Genomic DNA, 13,938 nt, shown 5'->3' with positions numbered 1-13,938 from the left:
TTGCTCTGACGTAAAGCCGCGCCCATGGACCGTTCCGAAAACCTCGTCCTGAAAGATCCCGAGCCGCGCATCCACCCGACCGCGGAGCTGAAGGCGTGCAAGCTTGGCCGCTATACCTCGATCGGCGAGCGGGTGGTGCTGCGCGAGGTGAGCGTGGGGGATTTTTCCTATTTCGAGCGCCATGCGGAGGCGATCTACACGAGCATCGGCAAATTCTGCTCGATCGCCGCCAACAGCCGCATCAATGCGCTGGAGCATCCGATCGAACGGCTGACCCAGCACAAGGTCAGCTATCGGCCAAACGAGTATTTTCGCTGGTTGGGCGTCGATGCCGCATTTCGCGAGCGGCGGCAGGCGAAGGCCGTGGCCATCGGCCACGATGTCTGGATCGGCCATGGAGCGGTGGTCATGCCTGATATCACCATCGGCAATGGGGCCGTCATCGGCGCCAATGCGGTGGTGACTCACGACGTGCCGTCCTACACGATCGTGGCCGGCGTGCCGGCGAAGCCGCTCAGGCCGCGCTTCGCTCCTGAAATCGCGGCGCGGATCGAAGCTCTCGCCTGGTGGGACTGGCCGGTCGAGAAACTCGCCAAGGCGGTTCCCGACATCCAGGCAATGCCGATCGAGGCCTTCCTCGATCGCTGGGAAAACGATGCCGTTTGAGCCTGAAGTGATCGTCTGTTTGTATGCCGGTCGGCGCTTTCGGGAAATCACGCTCCGCGCCACGGACTGAAACCCCTTCCGCAATGCGGGGGTGGCGCGGCGGAAGGGGCTGGAGGTAAACCGCCGTGAAGCGGACGGAACAGGGACTTTTGCCTGCACGGTTACCATGACATTGAACCGGTAAGGTGTGTTTTTCACCGTATGCGCGCATTGCGTGCATTCAATTGCAGCGGTTGTATTTATTGTCTGCGGGAACCCGAACGGTCGCCGGTTGTTTCTCATCGCGGCAGCCATTGAGGGACCTCCACAGATGGAAAAGCTCTTCACCAGGATCGCCAACCGGGTCGCCCACATAACCGGCCTGTCACCGACATTTGCCGTCTGCTGCCTGGTCGTAGTCATCTGGGCGGCGAGTGGGCCGTTGTTCAATTTCTCGGACACCTGGCAGTTGGTGATCAACACCGGCACGACCATCGTCACCTTCCTGATGGTGTTTCTCATCCAAAACACCCAGAATCGGGACGGCGCGGCGATCCAGGCCAAACTCGATGAACTGATCCGGGTCAGCGAGGGCCGCAACCGCTTCATCGGCATCGAGCACCTGACGGAATCCGAGGTCGAGGAAATCCGCGACAAGTGCGAGCAGGCGGCGCGCCGGCACGATGAGAAGATCGCCGCCATGGCCGCAAAGAAGGCCGTGGCGCAAAAACGAACTCCGAAAAAGCGCGCGGCCTAAAGACTCGAGCTTAGTCTTTCATGAAGGCCGCGAACGCGTCCTTGTAGTTTGGATGCCAGCGTGACAAAGCGGGGCGGTTTTCGATGATGTCTCCGGCCGCCCATGCCATGCGCTTCTCGTCCAGCGGCCGCGCCGTCTCGTTGTCGGGACACAGGATGTAGAAGTCGCCCCGGACCAGCGATTCCAGCATGAAATCAACGACCTGTTCGCCTGTCCAGGCGCCGGCGGGCTTTTCCGTCGCCCCTATGGTGAGGCCGGTATAGGTGAAGCCGGGGATGAGCAGATGGGCCGACAGACGGGCACCGGGCTCGTTACGCAGCGCATGCGCCAGGCCTTCGGTGAATGTCTTAACCCCGGCCTTGGAGACATTGTAGGCGAGGTTGCCGGGTGGTGTGGTGATGCCTTGCTTGGAGCCTGTGTTGACGATGAGGCCCGGCCTGCCTGAGGCCAGCATGCGCGGGGCGAACGCTTCGACGCCATGCACGACGCCCCAGAAATTGATATCGAGCAGCCGTTTCCAGGCGTCGCGGTTTTCCCAGGGCTTTCCGGGGTTGTCGCCGACACCGGCATTGTTCATCAGCAGCGAGATGTCGCCGAAGGCGCCGAATGCCCGGTCGGCTAGACGATCGACCTCATCGGCGTTCGAAACGTCGGCGGCGACCGCAAGCACAGCGTCATTGCCGGCGATCGCGGAGATGGCCCGGGAAGCATCGTCAAGGCGCGCGCCGCCAATGTCGGCGAGCACGATCTTCATTCTCATCAGCGCCAGCCGCTTGGCGGCCGCGAGACCAATTCCGCTGGCGGCGCCGGTGATGATAGCGGTCCTGCCTGGCTCAAGGGCGGGCAGGGCGGTCTGAATCTCGGTGTCGGGGATCATCGGCGATGGCTTCCTTCTTCGATAGCGCCGAACTTAGCGCCGCGACGGGCTTGCGCAAGCCCTTCGGGCAGCGGCGCTCAAGGCCCCGTGGCGCACACTGAAAGTGGTGTTTTCATGCATGTCCTTGCCCCCAAACCGCGGCGCGTTCCCCGACGGGAGAGATGGGTTCGGGTTGACCATGCCGGCCGAGGCTGCGCATGCTGCCCCGGCAAATGGAGATTTTCGATTGACGGACTGGGTCGCAATTCTGAAGGAGCAGACCGCCACCGGCGAACAGATGGGGCGCGAGGTACCGCAGATGCTGGCCAACCCCGACATCACCGAAGCCCAGGTGAAGACGTTGTTTTCAGCGCTGGAAAAGCAGGCCGATTTCGTCGAGAAACTGCGCATGGCGCTGGAAAAGTTCGGCCATGATTTCTCGATCATCAAGGCCGCGGAACTGTTGGAGGAGCGCTATGCCGATCTGGCCGCCGCGGTGGCGGAAAAACTGAAAGAGATGCGCGGCTAAGCAATTCGCGGCTAAGCAATTGCAGGAAAAGTGCGAAGCGGTTTTCCGCCCGGAATTGCGCCGAACCCGAGAGCAATTCCAGGAAAGTGCGAAGCGGTTTTCCGTCCGGCATCGCGCCGAGCGATGAGCCTGCGTGTTATTTTTCGAGAACGCGCGAAAAACGCGTGTCCGGTACAAGCCACACCAGGGCGATAGCGACGTAGAGCGCCACACCGATCCACCGGTTGAGGAAGGTAAGCGCGATCGCCGCGAGGTAGACGGCGAGGGAAAGCCTTCCCTTGCGGTCCCGGCCGATCGCCTTGGCGAAGGCGGTGTCCGGCCCGTGCAGCCGATGCAGGGTAATGACCAGGATGCCGTAAGCGGCGGCGCACATTGCAAGGTCGAAACCGTAAACCGCGACCGGAACCGTGGCGAAATGGTTCTCGCCCATGAAAGCCGTCGTTACCGGCATCAGGGATAACCAGAACAGCAGATGCAGGTTTGCCCACAGCACGCCACCATCGACGCGCTGCACGGTGTGGAACATGTTATGCAGGTTGTTCCAGTAGATGCCGACATTGACGAAGGAGAGCACGTAGCAGAGGAAGATCGGCAGTTGCGGCACCAAGGTGGAGAAATCCTCGCCTTCCGGCACCTTCAGGTCCAGCACCATGATGGTGATGATGATGGCCACCACGCCGTCGGTGAATGCCTCGACCCTGCCTTTGCCCATGATCACCGCCCTGCCTAAAAGGAATTGTCGAAAGACAGCAAATTGTTAGCTCATCTGGCCGGTTCGATAAACGGCATGCGACAAATCCTCAACTATGGCAGGGGAACTTTCGCGCCAGGCCGCCGATGGTGCTGACAGGCATTGGCTGCTTGTTGACCTTTCTGCTCCCGGCTCTTGCCTTCCTCGCGCCGAAGATCGCGCCCAGCTTTGCCTGCAAATGGACCTGGTTGCACCGGATATACGGCACAAATCCGCTTCGTGATTGGACCGGGGTCAATGGCTCCGGTCCGTCCTTTTCGGTTCGTGCTTTCCTCTCCAGGCTTCCCGGCCCGTTGTGTCAGGAGCCCGCCAACCGGCCGGAACGCCGCGGAAGAAAACGCGTTAGGGTCGCGATCCCCCAAACCGGAACGAGGTTGGCATGGGCTTTCCCGATTTGGCGCATAAGCAAGAGGCAGCTCGCGGCGACGCTCTTGCCATCCCGACCGTCGCCGCGATGATCGCCGTGCTGTTTGCCGGCAGCACGGTGCTGACGCCGCTCTATATCCTCTACAAGCAGCAATTCGGCTTTTCACAGATCACGCTGACGTTGATCTACGCGGTCTATGTCGTGGGTAACCTCGGAGCCTTGCTGCTGTTCGGCGGCGTGTCGGATGTTGTCGGGCGCCGGCCCGCGGCTCTCGCGGCGATGATCGTTGCCATCGTCAGCGCGATCGTTTTCCTGTTCTCCGAGAACGTTCTTTCGCTTGATATAGCGCGCATCCTGAGCGGGCTCGGCATCGGCATCGGCGCGGGGTCGGGAACCGCCTGGATTGCTGAACTTCTCTCCCGTGCCGACAGGTCGCGCGCCAGCGTGATCGCCACCAGCACCAATTTCCTCGGCCTCGGCTTTGGCGCGCTTGTCTCGGGACTGTTGGCTCAATATGAGCCCTGGCCCTTGCGCCTCGTCTTCGTCACCTATCTCTTGGCGCTTGCAGTGGTGACGATCCTGGTCTGGCGCACCCGCGAAACCGTGGCGAAGCCAGGCAGCCTCAGGCGCATTTCCATACGGCCGCAATTCTCCGTGCCGCAGGAGATCCGCCCGCGCTTTGTTGCGCCGGCGGTTACCGGCTTTGGTGCCATGGCGTTGGTCGGCTTCTACGCTGCAGTGGCGCCAAGCATCCTGGCGCAGCAGCTTCATGAGGCCAACCACGCTGTTGCCGGTGCGCTGTTCTTCGAACTGGCGATCGTCGCGGCGGCCAGCATCGTGGTGCTGATGCGCGTGCAGAGCAACAGGGCCATGCTGGCCGCGCTGGGCTTGATGATCCCGAGCGTCCTGCTTGTGGTCGCGGCAGAGATATCGGCCTCGATGGCGCTGATGATCGTGGCCACCGCCTGCTGCGGCGTCGTGGCGGCGCTTGGCTACCGGGGCGGCCTGCAGGTGGTGAACGAGATCGCGCCGAAGGATCGCCGGGCGAAAGTCGTCTCCAGCTTTTTCATCTGCTGCTTTGTCGGCAACGCCTTGCCTGTCATCGGCATCGGCATCGTCTCTACCTACGCCGGTTCCATCGCCGCGAGCCTTGCCTTCGCCGGCATCATCATCGTTTTTGCGCTGGTGGCGCTGGCCTTCGGGGTGAAGCACAGCCGGTAAGACGCGGCGCCCGGCCTCAGCCGTTCGGCGCTCCCGGAGAAAGATGCGCGCGCTGGCGCGGCACACCAAGCCCGGTATCCGGCGGCTCGCCCGCTGCGGGCCTGTTCTCGATCATATGGACTGTGCGCCAGCCACCAAAGCGGTAGTAGGCCGCGGCCAGAACCAACGAGGTGATCGAACCCGCCGGGAAACTCCACCACAGCGCCTCCTCGCCGATCACACCGCGCATGAAATAGGCAAAGCCGGTGCGCACGACCAACACCGAGATCACCAGGATGACCAATGGCGGCATCACGGCACCGGTGGCGCGCACCGTCGCGAACAAAACGATGGTGACGCCGAACAGGATGAACGACCAGGACGCGACATTGTTGATGTGGGCGGCAATGTCGATCGCGGCGCTGTCGCTGCTCAGGAACAGGCTGAGGATCGAGCGGTCGAAAACCCAAAGCAGCGCGACCAGGGCGCCGGTCAGGACGAGGTTGAAGCCGACGCCGGAGGCAGCGACGCGGCCGATCCGGTCCCAGCGGCCGGCGCCGACATTCTGCGCCGCCATGGAGGAGACCGCGGCGCCGATGGCGAGCGCCGGCATCTGGATGTAAGTCCACAGCTGCGCGGCGATGCCATACGCCGCGGCGACCTGCGACCCGTATGAATTGACGATGCCCATCACGGTCAGCGCGGCCGCCGAGATGACGATCATCTGCAAGCCCATCGGCACGCCCTTGAAGACGACGATGCGCAATAGGGTGGGGTCGGGCCGCAGCAGGGCGAGGTTGGCGCCGGCCAGCCGCAGCGGATGCTTGCGGGCGTAGAGCACGACAAGGATGGCGATCACGCTCACCGTCTGGCCGATCAGCGTCGAGGTCGCCGATCCGGCGATGCCGAGTTCGGGAAACGGGCCGATACCGCGGATGAGCAGGGGATTGAGCACAATGTCGAGAACGACCGCCAGCGCCATGAAGATGAAGGGCGTGCGCGAATCGCCGGCCCCACGCAGCACGGTCATGACGAAGGACAGAAGGTTCATCATCGGCACGGCGATGAAGATGATGCGCAGATAGGAACGCGCCAGCGGAAGTGCGTCGGCGGGAGTGCCGAGCGTGCGCAAAATGGCGTCGACCCAGATCCAGCCGCATACCGCGAAGACCACCGATATGAGGAAGAAGAACGTGGCGCTTGTGCCGACGATGCGGCGCGCCTCGGGCAGGTCACGCGCGCCGACCGACTGCGCCACCAGGATGGTGGCCGCCATGCCGATGCCGAACACGGTGCCAAGGATCAGGAACAGGACGAGGTTGGCGTTTGACGTGGCGGTCAGCGCCGATTCACCGAGAAAGCGGCCGACCCAGACGGCGTTGATCGACCCATTGAGGGATTGCAGCACGTTGGCGCCGAGCACCGGCAAGGCGAACAGCAGGAGCGTCCGCGGGATCGGGCCGCTGGTCAGGTCGCCGGTGCGCCGGCGTGAGGGCATTTTTTCGTCCATGGCTGGCAACTCGGTGAAGACCTGTTTGAACCCGGTTGCGATGATTGCAGATTGAACCGGACAGGTCGATGTGAAGCGTCCAGGCCGTGGTCCAGCCGGTGAAGAGATGGCCGGTCTGGACACTGCCGCCTGAACAGATACAGCGTCGGCTGGAACTGGCAAGTCCAGGACGGCTTGCCGCCCGGCCCGCGTCCGCGCCGCAAACGACACGCGCGACCGCACGGCACGTCGGATTGGATTCCATAGCCGGCGTGGTCGAGCCCGTGCCGCCAAGCGAGGCGGAGATGTTGAGTCGGGTCTTTACGATCTGCGGGCGGACGCGCTCGGCGCGCCCGCCCGCATGCGGCATTACTTCTTTGCGAGACCCGGAATTGTGACCTGATAGATCAGGAACATGGTGTCGACATCGGCGCCATCGTCGGCCTTGTAGGATGCGCCGACCTGGAAGCCGTCCTGGGTCAGGAAGTCGTTGTCATTGGCGACGAACAGGAAATAGTCGTCGGGCAGCTTCGGATCGAGCACGCTGGCAAGCGACATTGCTTCCCATTTCTCGGAAAGCTCGTTGTGGTCCTTCGCCCCGCCATTGTGCAGGCCGAAACGGCCGAGCTCGGCAGCGTCGTTGATGTCGATGAACGGCGTCAGCTTGGCCGGTGTCACCGACGGATCGAGCACGCCCTTGGGCGCCACCGGCTTGTCGGCGGCATCGAAGCCGCCGCCGGCGATATCGGTCGCAGCGGAGACATCGACGACATTGATCTGGCGGTAGAGCGAGGCGTCACCTTTTGCCAGCCCCTGGCCGTTGCCGCTGTCGCGGGCCAGCATCAGGAACGCCGTGTCCGACAATGCCACGATCTCGCTTTGCGCGGCGACCTTGGTCTTGCCCTTGGCATCCTTGAACACCGGCAGCGGCACGACATATTCGTGGGCGAGCTTGAGGCGGCCCTGGTCGGAGGCGTCATAGACCAGTGCCCGTGTGTTCTGCCGCGTCGAAGGGGAATCGCCACCATCCTGCCGGGGCGCCGACTGCAGCACCGCGATCAGGAACTTGCCGTCCGGCGTCATCGCCATGCCCTCCAGGCCCTGATTGTTCTGGCGGCCGGTCTCGGGATCCTTCGGATCAGGATCGGCAGCGCCCGGACCTGGATTGTCCGAGGAGAAATTCGGCGCGCCCTTGCGCATCGGCACGAGGGCGGCGGGCGGCTGAGTCGCGGACATCAGGCGGCCTTGCGCCGAGAAGCGGTAGATGTTCGGGCCATATTCGTCGGAGATGAACATCGAGCCGTCGGGAAGCCGCACGATCGCCTCGTTGTCGAGGGCGAGCTTGCCGTTGGTAGCGACAGGCAGCATCGGCATGTCGCCGGCGGCCGGGCGCACATCCGACAGCGGATCGAGGCCGGTGGTATCGGCGCTCTTGTCGTCGGTGAGCAGCATCGTGTCGGCAAGCGTTGCCTTGACGGCGGTCTGCTCCTGGCCAGCGGCGGGTGCCGCGCCCGGCGCGATAGGTGAGAACTCGATGCCGACAGTGTTGACACGCGCACGGTAGTCGGTCGTGCCGGCAACGTTGTAGCCGCGATCCGGCAGCAACCAGAGCGAACCCTTGTAGCCGGCCGCGTCACGCGTCCAGCCTGATGTGTCGATCGCCATGCCCGAGCCCGAGCCGAACGTCTCGCCGAACTTGTCGCGCTGCGCGGCCGGAATGCGGCCGACGCCGACCAGGCCCTTGTTGACGAAGCTGGTGCCGCCGACGGTTGCGGTGGTATCGGCGAGCGCCGGCGTGAGGGCGGTGAACAAGGCCAGCGCGACGGCGAGCGACGCGGTTCGGTGCGGGTGATTCATGGACAATCCTCTTTGAGACGAAGCATGCCGGAGCGGCTGAACGACGAAAACGGAAAGAGGTGCCACATCGATGATGCCGCGCGCGCCTCCCCGGAAGCGATCTAAGGGGTGAACATGATGCTGGCGTGACAGCGGGCGGCGCATCCCTGCCGGCGTTTCATGCATCGATGAAAGGCGGGACAGCGCGAGAGGCTTGATCGGCATCGGGCGCATTCAGCGCACTAGACACTTATGTCCAGTGCGTATATGGTGCCGGCTTCGGACAGATCGGGAGGGAAGGCCTTGAAGCCGCATTATCGCGCAGTGGTCATCGGAGGTGGGGTGGTCGGCGCTTCGGTGCTCTACCATTTGACGCGGTTCGGCTGGCCGGATGTGGCGCTGATCGAGCGTGCCGAGCTGACCGCGGGCTCTACCTGGCACGCCGCGGCCGGTTTCCATGCGCTCAACGCCGATCCCAACGTCGCGGCGCTGCAGGATTACACCATCAACCTCTACCGCGAGATCGAAGCCGAATCCGGCCAGGAAATCGGCCTGCACATGACCGGCGGCGTCAACATCGCCAGCGATCCCGCCCGCTGGGAGTGGCTGAAGTCGGCCTGGGCGGTGTTCCAGTCTGTGGGCATCGAAACCGCGCGGCTGGTGACGCCGGAAGAGATCAGGGAGATCTGCCCGATCGTCGATATCGCCGGCGTGCTCGGCGGCCTGCACGATTCCAACGAGGGCCATCTCGATCCCTATGGCACGACGCATGCCTATGCGGGCGCCGCCAGGAAGCGCGGTGCCGACGTCATCCTGCGCAACCGTGTGGTCGAGCTGAAGTCTCGCGCCGATGGGCATTGGGACGTCGTCACCGAGCAGGGCACGATCGTCGCCGAGCACGTCGTCAACGCCGGCGGCTTGTGGGCAAAGCAGCTCGGCCGCATGGCCGGTGTCGACCTGCCGGTGACGCCGATGGAGCACCATTATTTCGTCACCGAGGATATTCCCGAGATCTCGGCGCTCGACAGGGAAATCGGCATCGCCGTCGACCTCGGCGGCTTCTCCTACCTGCGCCAGGAGCGCAAGGGCGTGCTGCTCGGCGTTTACGAGCAGAATCCGAAGCACTGGAACATGGATGGCGCGCCATGGGACTACGGCATCGAACTGATCCCGGAAGACATAGACCGTATCAGTCCGGAACTCGCCAAGGCGCATGAGCGCTTCCCGTGCCTTGCAACGGCCGGCATCCGCAAGTGGGTCAATGGCGCCTTTACCTTCACGCCGGACGGCAATCCGATCGTCGGACCGGTGCGCGGCTTGAAGAATTACTGGGTCGCCTGCGGCGTCATGGCCGGCTTCAGCCAGGGCGGTGGCGTCGGCAAATCGCTGGCCGAGTGGATGATCTTCGGCGAGCCGCAGGCCGACATTTTCGGCATGGACATTGCCCGCTACGGCGCCTTCGCAGCCAACCGCGAATATCTCAAGCAGACGACGCGCCAGTTCTATTCGCGCCGTTTCGTCATGACCTTTCCCAACGAGCGGCTGCCTGCGGGCCGGCCCTTGAAGCGCCCCGGCGCCTATGACGGGATGGCTGCCGCGGGCTGCGAATGGACGGCCTCATGGGGGCTGGAAATCCCGGCCTATTTCGCGCCGATGGGGTTTCGCGAGAACACCACGCTCAAACGCTCCAACGCCTTCGACATTGTCGGCGACGAGGCGCTGCAGGTGCGGCGTGCGGCGGGTCTCATCGATATCTCGGCCTACTCACGCTATACGGTGTGCGGGCCGGGCGCCGAGGCGTGGCTCGACCGGCTGCTGGCGTGCAGGTTGCCAAAGGCCGGGCAGGCGCGGCTGGCGCCGATGCTCGGGCCGGACGGGCGCTTGAAGGGCGACCTCACCGTGATCAATTGGGGCGGCGGCGACTATTGGCTGATGGGCTCTTACTACCTGCGCGAATTCCACATGCGCTGGTTCGAGAGCCAGGCGCGAGAGGATGTTACGGTCGCTGACATTTCGGACGCCATGAGCGGCTTCCTGCTGACGGGGCCGAATGCGCGCAAGATCCTGGAACGCACCACGCATCAGGATGTGTCGGCGGCAGCGCTGCCGTTCATGGCCTGCGGCGCGTTCGACATCGGCATGGTGCGTGCACGGGTTGCTCGCCTTTCCATTGCTGGCGAACTCGGCTTCGAGATCAGCTGCCCCGTGGCCATGCACGCCACGCTGCGCCAGACGCTGCTGGCCGCCGGCGAGGACCTTGGTCTGGTGGAGATCGGCTACTACGCGCTCAATGCATTGCGGCTGGAGAAAAGCTTCGGCATCTGGTCACGCGAATTCACGCAAGGCTACACGCCAGGGCAGACCGGACTCGACCGCTTCATCGCTTTCGACAAGGGCGATTTCGTCGGCCGCGACGCAGCGCTGAGGGAGCGCGAGGCGGGCACCTCGCAGCGGATCGTGACGCTGGAGATCGACGCCGTCGATGCCGACGCCAGCGGCTTCGAGCCGGTGTGGCGCGACGGCCGCCGCGTCGGCTTCGTCACCTCGGGCGGCTTTGGCTACACGATCGGCAAGAGCGTCGCGCTGGCGTTGGTTGACGACGATTTTGCCGAGGAGGGGACGACGCTTTCGGTGCACATTGTCGGCGTCGAGCGGCCGGCGCGGGTCATCGCGGCCTCGCCCTATGATCCCTCGGGCAAGGCGATGCGGCAATGAGGAGGATTTTCGATGGTCGATGACGCGGCACGAGACAGCAGGCGCGAACGCCGGCGTGGACGGACAGGCGAGGCCGGCAGCGAGAGCAGCCGCCGGCCGAATTACCGGTCGCTGAAGAACCCGTTTCTGCCGCAGCCGATCTTTTCGGATGACCAGGTCGCGGCGATCCACGACACAGCGCTGCGGGTGCTGGAAGAGCTCGGCATCAAGGTGCTGCTGCCGCAGGCGCGCGACTATTTCGCTCGCGCCGGCGCTCTGGTCGATTCGGACACCGACATGGTGCGCATCGGGCGCGACATGGTGGCGGCGGCGCTGGCCTCCGCGCCGCGATCGATCCATGCCCATGCCGGCGCGCGTGCCCGCGACCTGTCCCTCGAACTGGGTTCGATGACGTTCCTGGCCGGCTCCGGCGCGCCCAACGTCACCGACCTCGTACGGGGCCGGCGGCCCGGCACGCTCGAGGCCTTCGAGGAGTTCATCAAGATGGTGCAGCATTTCGATGTGCTGCACATGCTGGGCCCCTGCGTCGAGCCGCAGGACGTCGACAACCGTTTCCGTCACTATGCCGTCAACCGCGCGCAGCTGACGCTGTCCGACAAGTTCCCCTTCGTCTTCGCGCGCGGCACGCCGCAGGTCGACGACAGTTTCGAGATGGTCAGACTGGCGCGCGGCCTGTCGCGGGACGAATTTCAGTCGAATGCCTGGTGCTACACCGTCATCAACACCAACTCGCCGCGCCAGCTCGACATACCGATGGCGCAAGGCATCATCGATTTCGCCAGGGCGGGCCAGGTCTCGATCATCACGCCGTTCTGCCTGGCGGGGGCGATGGCGCCGATCACGGTGGCCGGCGCGCTGGCGCTGCAGCATGCCGAAGCCCTGGCCGGCCTGACGCTGGCGCAGATCGTGCGGCCCGGCGCGCCGGTGGTCTATGGCTCCTTCTCCTCCAATGTCGACATGAAGTCCGGAGCGCCGGCCTTCGGCACGCCCGAGCACATCAAGGCGACGCTCGGCGCTGGCCAGCTGGCCCGTTTCACCGGACTTCCCTGGCGGTCCGGCGGCGGCAGTGCCGCCAACATCTCGGACGCGCAGGCGGCGCATGAGACGCAGTTCGCCTTGTGGGGCTCGGTGCTGGCCGGCGCCACCGTCTGCATCCACGCGGCCGGCTGGCTGGAGGGAGGCTTGAGCGTCTCGCTGGAGAAGCTGGTCACCGATGTCGAAGCCCTGCAGACGATCGCCGAACTTTGCGCTGCGACGCCCGGCGACAGCGACTCCATCGGCTTCGAGGCGATTGCCGAGGTTCAGCCGGGGGGCCATTTCTTCTCGGCTGGCCATACCATGGCGCGCTACCGCACCGCCTTCTACGAGCCGCTGGTGGCCGACTGGTCGAACTTCGGCAACTGGACACAAAGCGGATCAAAGACCGCCACCGAACGCGCCACAGGCATATGGAAACGCATCCTCGCCGATTTCGAGCCGCCGGCGACGGCGCTGGCCACGTCGGGCGCGCTTGACGAGTTCATCGCGCGGCGCACCGAGGAAGGCGGAGCAGCACCGGTGTCGTAAGACACCAGAGATACGAGAAACGCCTGACGGAGTCGCAACTTTCGCTGTGTGACCAGTGTCTTGCCATTGGCAATTGGCGCATGCCGTGCAGAAATGAGCGGATGCGCGAAGCGTTGATCGCATTGGTGATCTTCCTATGCCTTGTGGCGGCGGCGTTCGCCAGCATGGCGATCTGGCCGACATTGCCGGCCAAACATCGCGACGACGACACAAACACCGTGGTTCGGCTCACCGCCAATCTGTTCGGGGTCATGACGTCGCTGATGCTCGGACTGATGATCAACTCGGCCAGGAACACCTACGAATCGATCGACCGCAACGTGCACGCCTATGCGACCGAAATGATCCTTCTCGACCGGTCGCTCCGCCAATACGGGCCTGAGACCGACGTGGTGCGCCAGCCTTTTGGCATCTATGTGCAGCGCGTGACGGGTCAGGACTCGCCGACCCATGAAACGCCAATCGACGCCAACCGGCTATCGGAGCACCTGCTCATTGAGATTGGCAATAGGCTGAGTGCGCTGATACCGGCGGATGACGCGCATAGCGCCTTGCTGCAAGATGCCCGCCAGCATCTGCAGAAGGTGACGGAACTACGTTGGGTTCTGATCGAGCAGTCGGAGAGTACGATCCCCGTGGCGCTGATTGTGATGCTGGTTGCCTGGCTGGTGCTGATCTTCGCCGGCTTCGGCTTCAGGGCACCGCGAAACGCGATCACCATCGGCACCTACGTGGTGTCGGCAGCCATGATTGCCGGGGCGATCTACCTGATCTTCGACATGGATCTGGCATTTTCCGGCCCGATCCAAATATCGACGGCACCGCTGGAGAGGGCGCTGGCCGAATTGCAACGATGATGCGGAACCGGCGCCGTTCCCGGGCATTCACTGGGACTAACCACGGAGGACGACATGGGTTTCGACCAGTATCACGAACCGCCTGAAGAACTGTCGCAGCAAGTGCGGACCTTTGCCCGCATGATCACCTCGCTGATCGAGGAGGCGGAAGCGATCAGCTGGTACGAACAGCGCATGTCGGTGGAAAAAGACCCTCAAGCCAAGGCGATCATGCAGAACGCGCAGAGCGAGGAATTCAAGCATTTCGGCATGGATCTCGAATTCCTGCTGCGCCAGAAGCTGGACTGGCGGGCGGAACTGAAGGAAATCCTGTTCACGACGGGCGATATCGTGAAGGCCGGCGAGCGGGGCGAGAAGAAGGTGGATTGAG

The 13,938-nt window shown here is 63.9% G+C and carries 12 protein-coding genes; 8 read left to right on the top strand and 4 right to left on the bottom strand.

Annotation, left to right across the window (positions count from 1 at the left end):
• Nucleotides 1–24 precede the first annotated feature (24 nt).
• Nucleotides 25–666 carry a DapH/DapD/GlmU-related protein gene (locus FJ548_RS23830; protein ID WP_140608000.1) on the top strand — a complete coding sequence of 214 codons (642 nt, stop codon included), beginning with the start codon at nt 25–27 and terminating at the stop codon, nt 664–666.
• Nucleotides 667–976: 310 nt separating this feature from the next.
• Entirely contained in the window at nt 977–1,402 is a 426-nt protein-coding gene (locus FJ548_RS23825) for a low affinity iron permease family protein (protein ID WP_140607998.1), read from the top strand.
• 10 nt (nt 1,403–1,412) lie between these two features.
• Here the strand turns inward: FJ548_RS23825 and FJ548_RS23820 are convergent, their stop codons facing one another.
• Nucleotides 1,413–2,279 carry an SDR family NAD(P)-dependent oxidoreductase gene (locus FJ548_RS23820; RefSeq protein ID WP_140779116.1) on the bottom strand — a complete coding sequence of 289 codons (867 nt, stop codon included), beginning with the start codon at nt 2,277–2,279 and terminating at the stop codon, nt 1,413–1,415.
• Between the two features lie 226 nt (nt 2,280–2,505).
• On the opposite strand from FJ548_RS23820, the gene FJ548_RS23815 reads away from it, so the two are divergent.
• Entirely contained in the window at nt 2,506–2,787 is a 282-nt protein-coding gene (locus FJ548_RS23815) for a hypothetical protein (RefSeq protein ID WP_140779115.1), read from the top strand.
• Nucleotides 2,788–2,923: 136 nt separating this feature from the next.
• On the opposite strand, the gene FJ548_RS23810 is transcribed toward FJ548_RS23815, so the two are convergent.
• Nucleotides 2,924–3,499, bottom strand: a complete 576-nt coding sequence (locus FJ548_RS23810; RefSeq protein ID WP_140607992.1) for a TMEM175 family protein — start codon at nt 3,497–3,499, stop codon at nt 2,924–2,926.
• A 418-nt stretch (nt 3,500–3,917) separates the two neighbouring features.
• Here FJ548_RS23810 and FJ548_RS23805 point away from each other — a divergent pair, with 418 nt between their 5' ends.
• Entirely contained in the window at nt 3,918–5,126 is a 1,209-nt protein-coding gene (locus FJ548_RS23805; protein WP_140779114.1) for an MFS transporter, read from the top strand.
• 16 nt (nt 5,127–5,142) lie between these two features.
• Here the strand turns inward: FJ548_RS23805 and FJ548_RS23800 are convergent, their stop codons facing one another.
• Both FJ548_RS23800 and FJ548_RS23790 read right to left on the bottom strand, forming a co-directional pair.
• On the bottom strand, nt 5,143–6,603 hold the full coding sequence (locus FJ548_RS23800; protein WP_246678748.1) for an MATE family efflux transporter: 1,461 nt from the start codon (nt 6,601–6,603) through the stop codon (nt 5,143–5,145).
• A 360-nt stretch (nt 6,604–6,963) separates the two neighbouring features.
• Nucleotides 6,964–8,451, bottom strand: a complete 1,488-nt coding sequence (locus FJ548_RS23790) for an esterase-like activity of phytase family protein (protein ID WP_140779112.1) — start codon at nt 8,449–8,451, stop codon at nt 6,964–6,966.
• 282 nt (nt 8,452–8,733) lie between these two features.
• Between FJ548_RS23790 and FJ548_RS23785 the strand changes: the two genes are divergently transcribed.
• The 4 genes from FJ548_RS23785 to FJ548_RS23770 all read left to right on the top strand — a co-directional run bounded on the left by FJ548_RS23785 (nt 8,734) and on the right by FJ548_RS23770 (nt 13,937).
• Nucleotides 8,734–11,145, top strand: a complete 2,412-nt coding sequence (locus tag FJ548_RS23785) for an FAD-dependent oxidoreductase (RefSeq protein WP_140779111.1) — start codon at nt 8,734–8,736, stop codon at nt 11,143–11,145.
• A 12-nt stretch (nt 11,146–11,157) separates the two neighbouring features.
• The gene (locus tag FJ548_RS23780) at nt 11,158–12,711 is read left to right on the top strand and encodes a trimethylamine methyltransferase family protein (RefSeq protein WP_140779110.1); all 1,554 of its coding nucleotides are present in this window, start codon (nt 11,158–11,160) and stop codon (nt 12,709–12,711) included.
• A gap of 101 nt (nt 12,712–12,812) precedes the next feature.
• Nucleotides 12,813–13,568 carry a DUF4239 domain-containing protein gene (locus tag FJ548_RS23775; protein ID WP_140779109.1) on the top strand — a complete coding sequence of 252 codons (756 nt, stop codon included), beginning with the start codon at nt 12,813–12,815 and terminating at the stop codon, nt 13,566–13,568.
• Between the two features lie 54 nt (nt 13,569–13,622).
• Nucleotides 13,623–13,937, top strand: a complete 315-nt coding sequence (locus FJ548_RS23770) for a hypothetical protein (protein WP_140779108.1) — start codon at nt 13,623–13,625, stop codon at nt 13,935–13,937.
• Nucleotide 13,938 lies beyond the last annotated feature (1 nt).

The sequence above is a fragment of the Mesorhizobium sp. B2-4-17 genome (assembly GCF_006441275.1).
Taxonomy (GTDB): Bacteria; Pseudomonadota; Alphaproteobacteria; order Rhizobiales; family Rhizobiaceae; genus Mesorhizobium.
The sequence above is the reverse complement of the archived record's forward strand: the minus strand, read 5'-3'. Positions and strand labels throughout refer to the sequence as shown.